This is a genomic window from Cupriavidus pauculus, assembly GCF_003854935.1.
Classification (GTDB): domain Bacteria; phylum Pseudomonadota; class Gammaproteobacteria; order Burkholderiales; family Burkholderiaceae; genus Cupriavidus; species Cupriavidus pauculus_C.
This window is the reverse complement of record NZ_CP033969.1, coordinates 2,145,831-2,160,684: the sequence shown is the minus strand read 5'-3', so window position 1 is coordinate 2,160,684 and position 14,854 is coordinate 2,145,831. Positions and strand designations below refer to the sequence as shown.

The 14,854-nt window shown below is 69.9% G+C and carries 14 protein-coding genes, 1 tRNA gene and 2 pseudogenes; 12 read left to right on the top strand and 5 right to left on the bottom strand.

Going from position 1 to position 14,854, the window contains the following annotated elements; all coding sequences use genetic code 11:
* Nucleotides 1-109: 109 nt before the first annotated feature.
* Complete coding sequence (gene gloB / locus EHF44_RS11735; RefSeq protein ID WP_124683895.1) at nucleotides 110-910, bottom strand: hydroxyacylglutathione hydrolase; 801 nt, start codon at nucleotides 908-910, stop codon at nucleotides 110-112.
* 10 nt (nucleotides 911-920) lie between these two features.
* Between gloB and EHF44_RS11730 the strand changes: the two genes are divergently transcribed.
* The 4 genes from EHF44_RS11730 (at nucleotide 921) to EHF44_RS11715 (ending at nucleotide 3,179) form a co-directional block, all read left to right on the top strand.
* Nucleotides 921-1,721 (top strand): class I SAM-dependent methyltransferase, encoded by an 801-nt coding sequence (locus EHF44_RS11730; RefSeq protein ID WP_124683894.1) that lies wholly within the window; start codon nucleotides 921-923, stop codon nucleotides 1,719-1,721.
* Between the two features lie 25 nt (nucleotides 1,722-1,746).
* Complete coding sequence (gene rnhA / locus EHF44_RS11725; RefSeq protein ID WP_124683893.1) at nucleotides 1,747-2,184, top strand: ribonuclease HI; 438 nt, start codon at nucleotides 1,747-1,749, stop codon at nucleotides 2,182-2,184.
* 55 nt (nucleotides 2,185-2,239) lie between these two features.
* Nucleotides 2,240-2,977, top strand: a complete 738-nt coding sequence (dnaQ, locus tag EHF44_RS11720) for a DNA polymerase III subunit epsilon (protein ID WP_124683892.1) — start codon at nucleotides 2,240-2,242, stop codon at nucleotides 2,975-2,977.
* Nucleotides 2,978-3,104: 127 nt separating this feature from the next.
* Nucleotides 3,105-3,179: transfer RNA gene (locus EHF44_RS11715), tRNA-Val, on the top strand.
* Between the two features lie 68 nt (nucleotides 3,180-3,247).
* Here EHF44_RS11715 and EHF44_RS11710 read toward each other — a convergent pair.
* The gene (locus EHF44_RS11710; RefSeq protein WP_216643978.1) at nucleotides 3,248-4,042 is read right to left on the bottom strand and encodes an aminoglycoside adenylyltransferase family protein; all 795 of its coding nucleotides are present in this window, start codon (nucleotides 4,040-4,042) and stop codon (nucleotides 3,248-3,250) included.
* 260 nt (nucleotides 4,043-4,302) lie between these two features.
* Between EHF44_RS11710 and EHF44_RS11705 the strand changes: the two genes are divergently transcribed.
* The 6 genes from EHF44_RS11705 to EHF44_RS11675 all read left to right on the top strand — a co-directional run bounded on the left by EHF44_RS11705 (nucleotide 4,303) and on the right by EHF44_RS11675 (nucleotide 9,396).
* The gene (locus tag EHF44_RS11705; protein ID WP_124683891.1) at nucleotides 4,303-6,678 is read left to right on the top strand and encodes an ATP-binding protein; all 2,376 of its coding nucleotides are present in this window, start codon (nucleotides 4,303-4,305) and stop codon (nucleotides 6,676-6,678) included.
* A 54-nt stretch (nucleotides 6,679-6,732) separates the two neighbouring features.
* Nucleotides 6,733-7,449 carry a methyl-accepting chemotaxis protein gene (locus tag EHF44_RS11700; protein ID WP_124683890.1) on the top strand — a complete coding sequence of 239 codons (717 nt, stop codon included), beginning with the start codon at nucleotides 6,733-6,735 and terminating at the stop codon, nucleotides 7,447-7,449.
* A complete protein-coding gene (locus EHF44_RS11695) occupies nucleotides 7,446-7,985 on the top strand; it encodes a hypothetical protein (protein ID WP_253699814.1) in 540 nt (179 codons plus the stop codon). The genes EHF44_RS11700 and EHF44_RS11695 overlap by 4 nt, the downstream gene beginning before the upstream one ends.
* A gap of 20 nt (nucleotides 7,986-8,005) precedes the next feature.
* Nucleotides 8,006-8,371, top strand: a complete 366-nt coding sequence (locus tag EHF44_RS11690) for a response regulator (RefSeq protein ID WP_124683889.1) — start codon at nucleotides 8,006-8,008, stop codon at nucleotides 8,369-8,371.
* A 333-nt stretch (nucleotides 8,372-8,704) separates the two neighbouring features.
* The gene (locus EHF44_RS11680; RefSeq protein WP_124683888.1) at nucleotides 8,705-8,926 is read left to right on the top strand and encodes a hypothetical protein; all 222 of its coding nucleotides are present in this window, start codon (nucleotides 8,705-8,707) and stop codon (nucleotides 8,924-8,926) included.
* 5 nt (nucleotides 8,927-8,931) lie between these two features.
* Nucleotides 8,932-9,396, top strand: a complete 465-nt coding sequence (locus tag EHF44_RS11675; RefSeq protein ID WP_437340277.1) for an MEKHLA domain-containing protein — start codon at nucleotides 8,932-8,934, stop codon at nucleotides 9,394-9,396.
* Nucleotides 9,397-9,421: 25 nt separating this feature from the next.
* Here EHF44_RS11675 and EHF44_RS11670 read toward each other — a convergent pair whose 3' ends face one another.
* The 3 genes from EHF44_RS11670 to EHF44_RS11660 form a co-directional block, all read right to left on the bottom strand.
* A complete protein-coding gene (locus tag EHF44_RS11670; protein WP_124683887.1) occupies nucleotides 9,422-11,023 on the bottom strand; it encodes a rhodanese-related sulfurtransferase in 1,602 nt (533 codons plus the stop codon).
* 5 nt (nucleotides 11,024-11,028) lie between these two features.
* Nucleotides 11,029-11,640 carry a cysteine dioxygenase gene (locus tag EHF44_RS11665; RefSeq protein WP_124683886.1) on the bottom strand — a complete coding sequence of 204 codons (612 nt, stop codon included), beginning with the start codon at nucleotides 11,638-11,640 and terminating at the stop codon, nucleotides 11,029-11,031.
* A gap of 89 nt (nucleotides 11,641-11,729) precedes the next feature.
* Nucleotides 11,730-12,938 carry an acyl-CoA dehydrogenase family protein gene (locus EHF44_RS11660; protein WP_124683885.1) on the bottom strand — a complete coding sequence of 403 codons (1,209 nt, stop codon included), beginning with the start codon at nucleotides 12,936-12,938 and terminating at the stop codon, nucleotides 11,730-11,732.
* Nucleotides 12,939-13,132: 194 nt separating this feature from the next.
* Here EHF44_RS11660 and EHF44_RS11655 point away from each other — a divergent pair.
* Both EHF44_RS11655 and EHF44_RS11650 read left to right on the top strand, forming a co-directional pair.
* Nucleotides 13,133-14,002 (top strand): annotated as a pseudogene (locus EHF44_RS11655) (LLM class flavin-dependent oxidoreductase); the annotation flags it as partial.
* 67 nt (nucleotides 14,003-14,069) lie between these two features.
* A pseudogene (locus tag EHF44_RS11650) lies at nucleotides 14,070-14,840 on the top strand (ABC transporter substrate-binding protein); the annotation flags it as partial.
* Nucleotides 14,841-14,854 lie beyond the last annotated feature (14 nt).

Genomic DNA, 14,854 nt, shown 5'->3' with positions numbered 1-14,854 from the left:
GATTTTCCCGAAGATGCAAATTGGACATCTTCCGATACCTGGACGGCCGGCCAAGCCCGTCCGGACGGATGAGAAACGTCTGAAATGTATCGACTGCCGGCCGCCCGGCTCAGCGGAAATTGTCCTTCCAGCCGCGCAGCGCGCCGAACGCCGCGGCGTCGCTGCTGACGTCGCCGCCCTGCGCCTGGACGGCCGCGCGCACGGCCGGCTCGCGTGAGCGCAGGAACGGGTTGACCGCCCGCTCGTGGGCCAGCGTGGTCGGCACGGTGGGGGTATCGGCTTGGCGCAGCGCGTCTACCTGGTCTGACCAGGCGCCCAGCGCGGCGTTGTCCGGCTCCACGGCCCGCGCAAAGCGGACGTTGCTGCGCGTGTACTCGTGGGCGCAATAGACGCGGGTGTCGCCGGGCAGCGCGGCCAGCTTGTCCAGCGACGCCAGCATCTGCGCCGGCGTGCCCTCGAACAGCCGCCCGCAGCCGCTGGCGAACAGGGTATCGCCGCAGAACACCACCGGGCCCACGCCGGGCAGGTCCCCCGCATAGGCCACGTGGCCGGCCGTGTGGCCCGGCACGTCGATGACCCGGAACGTGGCGGCCGGGTGGGCCAGCGACACGGTGTCGCCCTCGCGCACGGCCTGGGTGCGGTGGCCGATCCGCTCGCCGGCCGGGCCGATGACCGGCACCGGGGCGCCGTCGGGGCCGTCGGGATGGCTCGCCAGCAGGTCCGAAACGCCGCCCTGGTGATCGCCGTGGTGATGGGTGATTACAATAGCGCCCAATGCCAGCCCGCGTTGCGCCAGAAAGCGCTCCACGGGCCCGGCCTCGCCTGGGTCCACCACGGCGGCGCATTGGCCGTCGTGGATCGCCCAGATATAGTTGTCCTGGAAGGCGGGGATCGGCTCCACTTTCAACATGTGTGCTCCTATGTCCAACCGACCGATTATAGATTGGGAAGAATGGCTCGCCTCGCCGCCCGGGCAGTACATGCTCGAGTGGGAATCGCGCCAGTACGACCGGACGGTGACGGACATCTTCGGCTATCACGCGGTGCAGCTGGGCCTGCCCCACGTCGACACGCTGCGCGAGAACCGCATGCCGTTCTCGGCGCTGGCGCTGGACGGCCGCGCCGGCCCGCACGGCCCGCGCGAGACGCACCCCGACGCCCGCCAGCTGCTGTGCCGCTTCGACGAACTGCCGTTCGAGACGCAGAGTATCGACCTGGTCACCCTGCCCCATATCCTGGAATTTTCCGAGGACCCGCACGAAGTGCTGCGCGAGGTGTCGCGCGTGCTGATGCCGGAAGGCCGCGTGGTCGTGACCTGCTTCAACCCCATGAGCCTGTGGGGCGCCCGGCAGGGCCTGAACCGCCTGGGCGCCACGCCGTTCCTGCCCAGCGACGCCCAGACCATCGGCTTCGTGCGGATCAAGGACTGGCTCAAGCTGCTGGGCTTCGAGATCATCCGCGGCCGGTTTGGCTGCTACTGCCCGCCCTACCGCACCGAGCGCTGGCTGCAGCGCGCCGCGTTCATGGAGAAGGCGGGCGACCGCTGGTGGCCCATCTTCGGCTCGGTCTACATGATCTCGGCCGTCAAGCGCGTCAAGAACATCCGCCTGGTCGGCCCGGCCTGGAAGACGGCCAAGCCGGCCCTGGCGCCCGTGGCGGCCCCGGTGGCCACGCCCACGGGCACCCACGGCAAGCACCACAAGACCCCGCCCGGCCAGTAGCGCCGGGCCATCTCACTTTTTTCCGATGCAAGAAGTCACGATTTATTCCGACGGCGCCTGCAAGGGCAATCCCGGCCCTGGCGGCTGGGGCGCCGTGCTGGTCGCCGGCGACCACGAGAAAGAACTGTTCGGCGGCGAGAACCCGACCACCAACAACCGCATGGAGCTGATGGCCGTGATCGAGGCGCTGCGCGCGCTCAAGCGGCCCTGCGTGATTAACATCTACACCGACTCGCAGTACGTGCAAAAAGGCATCAGCGAGTGGATCTCGGGCTGGAAGAAGCGCGGCTGGCTGACGGCCGACAAGAAGCCGGTCAAGAACGCCGACCTCTGGCAGATGCTGGACGAAGCGCGCCAGCCGCACGTGATCGAATGGCACTGGGTGCGCGGCCACGCCGGCCACCCCGGCAACGAACGCGCGGACCGGCTGGCCAACCGCGGCGTGGAATCGCTCAACGCCTGACGTCCGCTCAGATCCTCACCCGGCGCCCCGGCGCCAGCGATTACAATCCTGCCCCATGCGACAGATCGTTCTCGATACCGAAACCACCGGCCTGAACCACGCCACCGGCGATCGCCTGATCGAAATTGGCTGCGTGGAACTGGTCAACCGGCGCCTGACCGGGCGCAACCTGCACTTCTACATCAACCCCGAGCGCGACGTGCCCGAGGACGCCGTGGCCATCCACGGCCTGACCGCCGAATTCCTGGCCGACAAGCCGAAGTTTGCCGAGGTCATGCACGAGATCCAGGCGTTCGTGCGCGACGCCGAGCTGATCATCCACAACGCCGCGTTCGACATGGGCTTCCTGGAGATGGAGTTCAAGCTCCACAACCTGCCCCCGTTCCGCGACCACGTGGCAAGCGTGATCGACACCCTGCGCGAGGCGCGCCAGATGTTTCCGGGCAAGCGCAACTCGCTCGACGCGCTGTGCGACCGCCTGGGCATCAGCAACGCCCACCGGACGCTGCACGGCGCACTGCTGGACGCCGAGCTGCTGGCCGAGGTCTACCTGGCGATGACGCGCGGCCAGAACTCGCTGGTCATCGACATGCTCGACGGCACCAGCGCCGGCGGCGAAGACCGCCGCGCGGCCGACCTGTCCGCGCTGACCCTGCCCGTGCTGCTGGCCACCGAGACGGAGCTGTCGGCCCACATGGGCGTGCTCAAGGAACTGGACAAGGCCAGCGGCGGCAAGACGGTCTGGAAGATCGAGGTCCCGTCCGAAGTGCCGGTCGGCACCACGGTCCAGTAGCCCGCCAGCCGCGCCCGCAACTTTTTCGCGGAAAGTTGAAAAAAGGGCTTTACAAGGTACTGCCCCATCGGCATAATCTCGTTTCTCCGCTGCACGACACCAGCAACAACGGTGACGAAGCAGACAGGGGTGGTTAGCTCAGCGGTAGAGCACTGCCTTCACACGGCAGGGGTCACAGGTTCAATCCCTGTACCACCCACCAGTTTCATCAAAAAGCTCAGCAGCGATGCTGGGCTTTTTGTTTTGCCGCGCCCCACGGGCGCGCGCGCCTCACCCCTCCCCCAGCAATTTCTCGATCGCCGGCCGCGCATGGCCGACGAAAGCCGCAACCGCGGCTGGGTCCAGCGGCAGGCCGGACGATGCGCCCAGGTAGCCCGCGCGGGCTTCGGCCAGGACGGGGCGATGGTCCGCCGGCAGCCGTTCGAGCAGCCATGCGGCGGCCGTGTCCTTGGCGGCGATATCGCCGGTCTCCGCGCTGTACCAGATCCGCGCCAGCGCCAGCACCACGTTTCGTTCGTCGCCCTGCCAGTCGGCCGGGCCGTTCCACTGGGCCAGCGTGTCGCGCAGCGCCGCGGCGAAGTCGGCGGCCGGTACGGGGTCGAAGCAGTCCCTGGCCGGACGCCCCACCACGGCCACGCTGTGCCGTCGCGCCTGGGTCAGCAGGAGGGTCAGGTCGGGATCGGTCATGGGCGGCTCGAAGCGGTCGGCCAGCAGGTCGGCGCGCAGCCATTCGCCGAACTGCAACTCGCGCCGCGCGGGATGCCGCCACGGCGCCACGGCGTCTTGCGTGACCACGGTGACCTCCAGCGGCCGCCACGCGCCGTCCACGCCGGGGCGCGCGGAGACCGTCAGCAGTTCTTGCAGCAGCCCCTGGCGTGCCGCGTCGGCTGGCGGGGTGGACACGCTGACCAGCAGGTCGATATCGCTGCCCGGCTTCAGCCCGCCTTCCACCGCCGATCCGAACAGGTGGATGCTCCGCAGCGTATCGCCAAGGTGCCGGGCGATCACGGCGCAAGCCAGCAGTACCTGCCCGGCAATTTCGGGGGGAATCGACTCGTGCGCCATCCCGATCATTCGCATTGACTCCTCAAGCTGTTGTCACTTGCCAAGCGGCAAACCCTGAGCATCATCCATAGCCCAGAGTGGCCGTTATATCCAGCCCCTACCCTCCCTCCGGGGGGCCCGGCCGGCCCCGTCCGGTCATGCCGGGGTCATACAGCGCTCCCCATAATCACGCCCATTATTCGTTGGATGGCCTTGCACAGAACGAGGCCGGATCCCTTCGCCGAAGGGCTTGACATTCGTAATGCCGGGGAGCTTTTGCCATGACCATTCGTCAGCGCATCGTGCTGCTGATCGTCCTGATGTGCCTGGCGTTGGCCGCGATTGGCGGCTACGCGGTGCTACAGACCCGTTCCAGCGCTTCTGAAGTCAAACAGGTGACCGAAGGCGTGGTGCCCAGCGCGCTGGCATCCGCCGACGTCGTGTCGCTGGTCAAGGACATCCAGCTGGCCACCATGACCCTGGTCTACGCGCCCGACGCCCAGTTGCTGGCGCAGGCGCAGGACGACCTCAAGGCCCGCCAGGCAGCCCTGCGCGACGCGCTGGCCAGGCAGGCCGGCAACGCCGCCACGCACGCGCAGAAGGGCCTGCTGGCCCAGGCCGACGAAAGCCTGACCAACTACTTCGATGCAATCCGCGAGACGGCCGAGATGAAGGCCGCCGGCCGCGACGAGATCGCCCAGGCGTTCCTGTTCGCCAACGTGGCGCGCTACCGCGACGAGATGGAGAAGATCGTCGACACCCTGCGCGTGGAAAAGAACCGCGAGAAGGACGACGCCATCGCCACGCTGAACGGCAAGCTGGCCAGCGCGGCCGGCACCATCGGGCTGGTCAGCGGCGCGGCGGTGGTGCTGCTGACGCTGATTGGCTGGCTGCTGCACCGCCAGATCGCCCGCCCGCTCACGCGCATGCAGGCCACCATGAGCGAGATTGCCACCAGCCAGGACTTCACGCGCCGCATCGAGGTGGGCCGCATGGACGAGATCGGCCACTCGATCGCCGCGTTCAACCAGATGATCGAGCGGATCCAGGAAAACGCCTCGCTGCTGCGCCAGAAGACCACCGACATCCAGGCCATCCTGCAGAACATGCAGCAGGGCATCCTGACCGTGGTCGAAGGCGGCGTGGTGCACCCCGAGTACTCGGCCTACCTGGAGCAGATCTTCGGCACGGGCGACATCGCGGGCCGCCGCTTCATGGACCTGGTGTTCACCGATACCCCGCTGGGCGCCGACGCCCTGGCGCAGGTGGACGCCGCCATCGACGCCTGCCTGGGCCAGGACGGCATCAACTTCGTCTTCAACGAGCACCTGCTGCCCACCGAGATCGAAAAACGCCTGCCCGACGGCACGGCCAAGGTGCTGGACCTGAGTTGGTCGGCAATCACCGACGATGCCGACACGATCATCCGGCTGATGCTCTGCGTGCGCGACGTCACGCAGCTCCGCGAACTGGCCGCCGAGGCCAGCGAGCAGCGCCGCAGCCTGGAGATCATCGGCGAGATCCTGGCCGTCAGCGAAGAGAAATTCCACCAGTTCATGGACACGGCCCACGGCTTCGTGCACGAGAACGAGCACATCATCCGGCAGGCCACCGAGGCCGACAACGCCGCCATTGCCGCGCTGTTCCGCAACATGCACACGATCAAGGGCAACGCGCGCACCTACAAGCTCCAGCACCTGACCGACGTGGTGCACGAGGCCGAACAGCGGCTGGAACTGCTGCGCAACCTGGAGCGCGAGGCCGGCGAGTGGAACCCCGACGCGCTGCTGAGCGACGTGGCGCGCGTGCGCGACACACTGAGCCGCTACGCCACCATCAGCGAGGACAAGCTCGGCCGCAAGGGCCGCAGCCGCGCAACGCCGGCACAGGAGGCCGCACGGCTGGCCGACGCCGAGCTGCAGCGCATCCGCCAGAGCCTGCACCTGCTGGAAACCACGCCCACGGACAGCCTGGCCGAGCTGCTGTCGATGCGGGCGGCCGTGCACCGCATCCTGCGCGTGCTGGACGCCACGAGCCTGGCCGAAGTGGTGGCGCCCGTGGTCGACGCCCTGCCCTCGCTGGCGGCCGAACTGGGCAAGGCCGCGCCCGAGGTCAGCATCCAGGACAACGGCTACCGGCTGCGCGCCGAGGTCACCGGCATGCTGGAAAACGTGCTGACGCACCTGCTGCGCAACGCCATCGACCATGGCATCGAACCGGCCCCGGCGCGGCTGGCGGCCGGCAAGCCGGCGGCGGGCCGCATCGTCATCGAGGCCGGCGTGGACCAGCAGGCGCTGCAGATCACCGTGGCCGACGATGGCCGCGGGCTGGCACTCGACAAGATCCGCGCCACGGCCGTGGCGCGCGGCTGGATTGCCCCGGACGCCACGCCCGGCGACGACGCGCTCGCGCAGCTCATCTTCCGCCCGGGCTTCTCGACAGCGGATACGGTCACGACGATCTCGGGCCGCGGCGTCGGCATGGACGCCGTGCGCGAGTTCCTGGCCCGCTCGGGCGGCAGCATCGCGCTGCGCTTCACGGACGCCCACGCCGGCGCGCCGTTCCGGCAGTTCCAGACCGTGGTCAGCCTGCCGGAACGCTTTGCCGTCGACAGCGTCGCCGTGCTGGCCGAGACGCCGGCGCCCATGCCGCTGTAGCCCGGCCGCGCTGGCCGGCATCAGCATTCAGGATCAGGACGAGGAACACGCAGCATGGGTGAGTATTTGATAGGGGCGCTGCTGGGCGCGGCAATCGTGGCGGTGCCGGCGTGGCTGGTGTGGCGGCGCGGTGCGCGGACGGCGGCGCTGGCGCAGGCCGGGCGCGAGGCGGCGCTGGCACGGCTGCAACAGGATCACGCGGACCTGGGCGCCCGCCTGGACGCCGCCGAGCAGGCGCGGCAGGCCCTGCAGGACGAGATCGATCGCCTGCAGGCCCAGGCCGCCGGCCACGCGGCAACGCTGGCGCAACGCGACGCCGACCTGGCCACCAGCCGCCAGCGCCAGGCCGACGCGCAGCGGCAGGCGCGCCGCATCGCCGAGGAAACCACGCGGCTGCGCGGGCTGGCGACGACGTTCGAACGCTGGCACGCGCACATGATCGCGCTGATGGCCAGCAACCGGGCCATGCACGCGCAGAACCTGGAGCTGTCGGCCATCGTCCGGCACGTGGTCATCGTGTCGCTGAACGCGTCGATCGAGGCGGCCCGCGCGGGCGCGGCCGGGCGCGGCTTTGGCGTGGTGGCCAGCGAGGTCCGCGCGCTGGCGGCGCGCTCCGAGGCGCTGTCGAAGAGCTATGGCGACAGCCTGCACCAGAGCGACCTGACCACCACGGCCACGTTCCAGGACATCCAGGCCGGCGGCAAGATGGTGACCGCCGCGCTGGCCAGCGTGGCACTGCTGGCCGATCAGTTCGAGGCGGCCTGCCCGTGAGCGCGGACCTGATCAGCGCCCAGGCGCGGCACAGCCTGGCGCACGTGCTGCACCGCGCGGTACGGTCCCGGCTGGTGCTCGACGCCGGCGACCCGTGCACGATCACCGACGCGCCCCCGGCAACCGGCGACGCGGCCGGCAGCGTGGTGGTGCTCACGATCGCGTCGATGGGCTTCCGCTACATGCTGTTCCTGCGCTTTGGCGACGACCCGGCCACCGCCGGCTACTACGCGGCCACCGGCGACCTGCGCGACGCGCTGCTGGAACGCGGCAACCTCTGCTGCGGCGCGATCAACCAGGACCTCGGCCGGCATTTCCCGGACCTGGGCATGTCCACGCCCTACGTGCTGGACGCCGCCTGCCTGCGGCACGTGGACAGCCTGCACCCCGACCACCGCGCCGACTTCGACGTCGTGATCGGCCCGGCCGTCCACGTGGCCGTGACGATGTGCCTGTTCACGCGCGTGCCGGTCGACTTCCACGTGGCGCCCGACGCCGAGGAAGCGACCACCGACGGCGAACTGGAACTGTTCTGACCCCCTTTGGAGAAACGATCTTGGCAAGGATTCTGGTAGTGGACGATTCAAGCGCCGTGCGCGACGAGGTAGCCGGCTTCCTGCGCGGCAACGGGCTGGACGTGCAGACCGCCGTCGACGGCAAGGACGGCCTGTCCCGGCTCAAGGCCGACCCCGGCATCCGGCTCGTCATCAGCGACGTCAACATGCCCAACATGGACGGCCTGACCATGGTCGAGAAAATCCGCAGCGAACTGGCCAACCCGACGGTGAACGTGGTGATGCTGACCACCGAGAGCAGCCAGGCCATGAAGGACCGCGGCAAGGCCGCCGGCGTCAAGGGCTGGATCGTCAAGCCGTTCAAGGGCACGGCCGTGCTGGAGGGGTTGCGGAAGCTGGCGGGATGATGGGTTGGATGGTGTCGAGGGATGGTTGGCAGGTTGAAGCGCTTGCCCTCTCCCCCGGCCCCTCTCCCGCAGGCGGGAGAGGGGAGCAACCCCCCGGCATTACCCGCGCCGTAGCCCATGGTTTTCTCCCCTCTCCCGCGCGCGGGAGAGGGGCCGGGGGAGAGGGCCAGCCGCACAAAACCCACCGCCCCAGCAACCACCCCCATAAACCAACAGCTAATTGCCCACCCCCGCATTGCCCACTACCATAGCCACTCGTCAAACGGCTATCCGCCCCATCCATCGCCCAAAAAAGCGCCGAAAACATCACCCCTCTCACCCAGGACCCAAACAATGACAAAGGCAGACAAGAAGAAGTACCTCAAGGCATTGAACCGCCAGCTTGCGCGGGAAGCGGGCAAGGATTTCGGGGCGAGCTTCGTGTTCTACCCGGTCGGCGCCAAGCCGAAGGACGCCACCGGCGTGACCGCCAGCCCGGCTGCCGATGCGCGGGCGCTGGGTGTGATGGAAGCCGTGCAGGCGCGCGTGTTTGCAGACTTCGGCGGCGCCGCCTGATCCCGATGGCGATGCTGCCCCGCCACAGCGATCCTGACTTCTACGCGCTGCTGGCCGACAGCCACGCGCGCATCCTCGGCAAGCCGCTGGTGCCCCAGCAGATGTCACCGGCCGACGCGATGCGCTGGCTCTACGAAGACGCCCCGTTTGCCGTGCTGGCCCACAACACCGCCGCCGATCCGGTCTTCGTCTACGGCAACAAGGCCGCTCAGCGGCGCTTTGGCTATGACTGGGACGAGATTACCCGCCTGCCGTCGCGGCTGTCGGCCGAGGCGCCGAACCGCGAGGAGCGCCAGCGCTTTCTGGAGCGTGTGCAGCGGCAGGGCTACGAGTCCGGCTACAAGGGCGTGCGGATCACCAAGGCTGGCCGGCGTTTCATGATCGAGGAAGCCACGCTGTGGCAGATGATCGACGCCGACGGCGTGCTGCACGGCCAGGCGGTGGTCATCCCCCGCACGCGCGACCTCTGACCGGCCCGCGCGTGGGGCCCGGCGCTCAGGCCACGTCGAAGAAGTGGGTGCCGTCGCGCTCCAGCTGCGCGATGAGGCCGAATTCCCAGTCCAGGTACGCCTGCATGGCGGCCGCCGCATTGTCGGTGCCCTCGTACGGCCGGCGATAGCGGTCCGTGCGCGGCACGGCCAGCCGCGTCTCGCCGGCTTCCACCGGCAACCCGGCCGCGGCCCACGCCGCGGTGCCGCCTTCCAGCACGAAGACCTCGGCATCGGTCAGCCCGCGCAGGTCCGCCGCCGCAAAACGCGCCAGCAGGCTCGATCCGCAGGTCAGCACCAGCCGGCGGGCCGGCGGGATGACCGCCAGCGCCTGCTTCAGCTGGGCGCGGATGGCAAACCACGCGCCCGGGATGTGCCGCTTGACGTAGTTGGCGCTGGTCGTCACGTCGATCACGGCCGCATCGCCGGCGTCGAGCCAGCCGGCCAGCGTGGCCGGTGCCACGGTGGCCACCTCGGGCGGCGCCGGATGCTGCGGCGCCGGCGTGCCGCGTTCGGCGCGGTCGGCCGCCGTCGCGCCGTCCACCACGTAGACCTCCCACCCCATCTGCGCGAGCCACGATCCGGTCATGTTGGCCCGCACGCCATCGTCGTCGGCCAGCACGATCCGCGCGCCGCGCACCGGCGCCTGGTGATCGGTTTCCTGCACCAGCTGGCCGCCCGGCGCGCTGGCAAAGCCGGGCAGATGGCCGTCGGCGTATTCCTCGGGCGTGCGCACGTCGAAGCGGTAGACCGTTCGGGCCGGCGCCGTCAGCGACGCCAGCCCATCCAGCGCGATGCGCCGCACGCCGGCGCGCTCGGCAATCGCCCGCGCGCCCTCGCGCGCCTGCGCCAGATTGGCCGCCTCCACCTGGGCCGGCGCGCGGCGGCTGGCGCCGTGGGCGAGCTTCTGGCCGGCCAGCGTCCAGCCGATCGTGCCGTTGCGCAGCGCGGCCACCGGGTTCGGAATGCCGGCGTTGACCAGCGACTGCGTGCCGATGATGCTGCGCGTGCGCCCCGCGCAGTTGACGATGACCTGCGTGCGCGGGTCCGGCGCGAGCTCGCGGATGCGCAGCACCAGTTCCGCGCCCGGCAGGCTGGTCGACGTCGGGATGTTCATGGTCTGGTATTCGTCGAAGCGGCGCGCATCGACGATCACCACGTCGGCCTGGCTGTCGATCAGCGCCTGCACCTCGGGCGCGCTCAGCGACGGCGTGTGCCGCCGCGCCTCCACCAGTTCGCCGAACGACTTGCTCGGCACGTTGACGTCGCGGAACACCTCGCCGCCGGCCGCGATCCAGGCATCGAGCCCGCCATCGAGCAGCGACACGTCGGTGTAGCCCAGCGCACGCAGCCGCGCCGCCGCGCGCGGGGCCAGGTCCTCGCCATCGTGGGTGCCGTAGACGACGATGCGCGTGTCGCGGCGCGGGATGCGCGTCCAGGCATCGAGCTCGATCCGCGACAGCGGAAAGTTGGCCGCCCAGAGCGGGTGCTGCTGCGCGAACGGGTCTTCCTCGCGCACGTCGATCAGCGCGATCTCGGCGCGGTCGAGCAGCGCCTGGCGCACGGCCAGGCTGGGGGTGACGGGGAATGGCGGGTGGTGATCGGTCATGAGGGTCAGGCGTCCTTGGAGCGGTCCCAGGGATTGGGCAGGGTGGCGTTGGAATAGCCGGAAATGAAGGTCTTGGTGCCGCCGGCATCGGGGTAGACGTGGCGCCGCACCGCGCCGATGTTGGCGCCGTAGACGTGAATGCTGATCGACACGCGGTCGTCGAACGCGTTGTGCACGCGGTGGATGTCGCCCACCGTCGGCGACACCGCCTCCACCTGCCCCGGCGCCAGCCGCACCGCCTCGCCGTGCGGGCGCGGCACGCCGTCGGCGTCCACCGCATACGGCTGCGCGTACTCGGCGCCGCGCAGCATGCCGATCAGGCCCCACACCGTGTGGTCGTGGATCGGCGTGCGCTGGCCCGGCCCCCAGACAAAGCTGACGATCGAGAACCGCTCGGCCGAATCGCAGTGCAGCAGCATCTGCTGGTAGAACTCGGGATGGGGCTGCGCGTAGGCGTCGGGCAGCCAGTCGTCGCGCGCCACCAGCTTCGCCAGCAGCTTGCCGCCGGCGTCGAGGATGCGCGGCTCGTCCGGGTGCGTGTCGAGCAGCGCGGAAAATGCCGTGATGAAGTCGCGTAGCGGCGCCAGCCGTTGCGCGGCAGGAAGCGTCTCAGCCATGGGCGTGTCTCCGGAAAAGGACGTTCACCGTCTGCGGTTGCGGCGAATCGACCCCAACCATAGCACGATGGCGGACGCGCGGCGCGGGCTCAGCGGCCCAGCGCGGCGCGGCCGGCGGCGGTCAGGATGGCGTCGTTCTGCGGCGTGTGGATGCGGCTGCAAAGCACGTCGCGATAGTGGCGTTCCAGCGGGTTGTGCCGGCTCAGGCCGTGGTTGCCCGATAGCTGCAGCGCCAGTTCCACCGCGCGGATCGCGTTGGACGTGACCGTGTACTTGACCAGCCCGCTGTCGGCCGGCGACGGCGGCGTGCCCGCGTCGGCCTGCGCCGCCAGGTCGTCCAGCAACACGCGGTTGGTGCGCAGCAGCGCGGCCATCTCGCCCACCGCTTCCTGCACGCGCGCCAGCGTGGCCAGCGGCTGGCCCAGCCCGCTCGGAACACGCTCGCTGACGAACTGGCGCACCCAGTCCACGCCGGCGCGCGCCACGGCGTCGTACAGGCTGCCCAGCAGCGTCACCATCCACGCCTGCTGGTCCGCGCTGGCATCGAAATCGGCCTGGCTGCCCGACGTGGGCGCCCAGGCCGCGGGCGGCCGGATATCGACCGCGTTTTCCAGCGGGATCCAGACGTCCTCGAACACCACCTCGTGGCTGCCCGACGCGCGCAGCCCCATGTGGTGCCAGCTTTCGATCACGCGGATGCCGGGCGTGTCGGCAGCCGGCTTCGGCACGAGGAATAAGCCGACGCGCGGCTCCGGCTCGTGCGTGCGGGCCCAGACGGCCAGCCATTGCAGCGCCGGGATGCCGGTGGTGTAGAGCTTGTGGCCGCTGAGCCGCCAGCGGTCGCCCACGCGCATCGCCACCGTGGCCGGCAGCCCGCCGCGCGACGGCGAGCCCAGTTCCGGCTCCACGCGCAGCGAATTGATCAGCGCGCCCGACGCCACCGCGCTGCGGAACACCTGCTCGCGCACGGCGTCTGGCCAGCGCGAATCAGCCCGGCCGATGGCGCGATGCTGCAGGTAGGTCATCGTCAGCACCAGCGCCGTGGCGGCATCGCCGCCGGCCACCGCCGCAATCACGCGCCGCGCCTCGGCCAGCCCGGCCCCGCCGCCACCGTGCGCGGCCGGCACCACGTGCGACACCAGTCCGCTGGCGTGCAACTGGGCGAAGTGCTCGTGCGGAAAGGCGCCGGTCTCGTCGTGATGGGCGGCGCGGGCGGCAAAGCGCGCGGACAGGTCGGCCAGCACGTCGTCCAGGCGGGCGGCGGGAGTGGGCAGGCGATGCAGCGATGACGCGGACATGAAGGGTCTTCCTGATGGGGGATGGCAACGTGGCCGACAAGCGTACCCCCGGCGCCCGGCCCCGCGTAACGACCCATATCGCATATCGACCCGCGTCCGGCGCGCATATGGAGCGGCGTTTTTATTCGTTTGGCGCGCACCGGGCCGGGCGTACGGTTCTCGTCCGTACCCCACGCCAACCAGGAGCGTCGCGCATGAGCGTCAATTTCATCGGCATGATCCAGAGCCAGAAGCAGTCCGAGATCCATCCGCCCGCCGGCCCCGTGGTCGACCGCGACTACGTGCGCGCCTTTGCCCAGGCCCACGAGCAGGCCGGCTTCGACCGCATCCTGGTGCCGCACCATTCCACCGGGCCGTCGGCCACGCTGACCATCGCCTACGCGGCGGCCGTGACCGAGCGCATCCACTTCATGCTGGCGCACCGGCCCGGCTTCACGTCGCCGACGCTGGCCGCGCGGCAGATCGCCACGCTCGACCAGTTCAGCGGCGGGCGGCTGGGCGTGCACTTCATCTCGGGTGGCTCCGACGACGAGCAGAAGCGCGACGGCGACTACCTGGACCACGACCAGCGCTACGCGCGCACCGACGAGTACCTGGACATCCTGCGCCGCATCTGGACGGCCCCGCAGCCGTTCGACCACGCCGGCACGTTCTACCGTTTCGAGCGCGGTTTCTCGGAGGTCAAGCCGGCCCAGCAGCCGCACGTGCCGATCTACTTCGGCGGCGCCTCTGACGCGGCCATCGCGGTGGCCGGCAAGCATGCCGACGTCTACGCGCTGTGGGGCGAATCGCTGGACCAGGTGCGCGAGCTCACCACGCGCGTGCGCGCCGAAGCGGCCCGGCACGGGCGCACGGTCAACTTCTCGGTGTCGTTCCGGCCCGTGCTGGCCGATACCGAGGCCAGGGCATGGCAGCGCGCCGACGACATCCTGGCCCGCACCCGCGCGCTGCGCGTGCAGGCCGGCTACAGCCGGGGCGGCCCGCAGCAGAGCGAAGGCGCGCGCCGGCTGCTGGCGGCGGCCGAGCAAGGCGACCGCGTCGACCAGCGGCTGTGGACGGACCTGCAGGCCGTTCTTCTCGAAGAAGCCCCGTTCCTGCGCCACGACCACCGGCGTCAGGCAGAACGAGTTCGACCAGTTGCTGGAATCGATTGCCACGGGCAAGGCCGACGCCGCCGTGGGCATGATCCACCGCTGGCTCAAGCCGCTGGAAGCAGGCTTCGACGTCAAGATCATCGGCAGCTCCCACGGCGGCTGCGTGCGGCTGGTGGGCTCGAAGGCGGCCGGCGTGACGACGCTGCAGTCGCTCAAGGGCAAGACCGTCGGCGTAAGCGACCTGGCCGCGCCGGGCAAGCACTTCTTCACGATCCTGCTGGCCAAGCACGGCATCGACCCCGACCGCGACATCACGTGGCGCCAGTACCCGGCCGACCTGCTGGGCGTGGCCGTGGACAAGGGCGAGATCCAGGCCATCGCCGACGGCGACCCCAACCTCTACCTGCTGGAAAAACGCACCAACGGCGCCTACGTGGAACTGGCGACCAACCTGACCGGCGAGTACGCGCGCAAGGTCTGCTGCGTGGTGGGCGCGCGCGGCGAACTGGTGCGCAACGACCGCCCGGCCGCCGCCGCGCTGGCGCGGTCGATCGTCCAGGCCACCGACTACGTCAACGAGAACCCGAACGAGGCGGCCAAGGTCTTCGCCAAGTATTCGCCGAAGATCAGCCCGGACGACCTGCGCAAGCTCTACGCCACGCTGACCTACACGCACCACCCGACCGGCGTGGACCTGCAGGAGGAAATCGCGTTCTACGCGGGCGATTTCCAGCGCATCGGCGTGCTCAAGAAATCCACCGACACGAAGAAGCTGGCGCAGCACGTCTACGCCAACGTGCTGGGCTGACACCGGAGACCGAA

Excerpts from the sequence above, each read along its gene's own strand:
- gloB (WP_124683895.1), bottom strand. The coding sequence starts at position 910 with ATGTTGAAAGTGGAGCCGATCCCCGCCTTCCAGGACAACTATATCTGG.
- EHF44_RS11730 (WP_124683894.1), top strand. The coding sequence starts at position 921 with ATGTCCAACCGACCGATTATAGATTGGGAAGAATGGCTCGCCTCGCCG.
- rnhA (WP_124683893.1), top strand. The coding sequence starts at position 1,747 with ATGCAAGAAGTCACGATTTATTCCGACGGCGCCTGCAAGGGCAATCCC.
- dnaQ (WP_124683892.1), top strand. The coding sequence starts at position 2,240 with ATGCGACAGATCGTTCTCGATACCGAAACCACCGGCCTGAACCACGCC.
- EHF44_RS11710 (WP_216643978.1), bottom strand. The coding sequence starts at position 4,042 with ATGGCGCACGAGTCGATTCCCCCCGAAATTGCCGGGCAGGTACTGCTG.
- EHF44_RS11705 (WP_124683891.1), top strand. The coding sequence starts at position 4,303 with ATGACCATTCGTCAGCGCATCGTGCTGCTGATCGTCCTGATGTGCCTG.
- EHF44_RS11700 (WP_124683890.1), top strand. The coding sequence starts at position 6,733 with ATGGGTGAGTATTTGATAGGGGCGCTGCTGGGCGCGGCAATCGTGGCG.
- EHF44_RS11680 (WP_124683888.1), top strand. The coding sequence starts at position 8,705 with ATGACAAAGGCAGACAAGAAGAAGTACCTCAAGGCATTGAACCGCCAG.
- EHF44_RS11675 (WP_437340277.1), top strand. The coding sequence starts at position 8,932 with ATGGCGATGCTGCCCCGCCACAGCGATCCTGACTTCTACGCGCTGCTG.
- EHF44_RS11670 (WP_124683887.1), bottom strand. The coding sequence starts at position 11,023 with ATGACCGATCACCACCCGCCATTCCCCGTCACCCCCAGCCTGGCCGTG.
- EHF44_RS11665 (WP_124683886.1), bottom strand. The coding sequence starts at position 11,640 with ATGGCTGAGACGCTTCCTGCCGCGCAACGGCTGGCGCCGCTACGCGAC.
- EHF44_RS11660 (WP_124683885.1), bottom strand. The coding sequence starts at position 12,938 with ATGTCCGCGTCATCGCTGCATCGCCTGCCCACTCCCGCCGCCCGCCTG.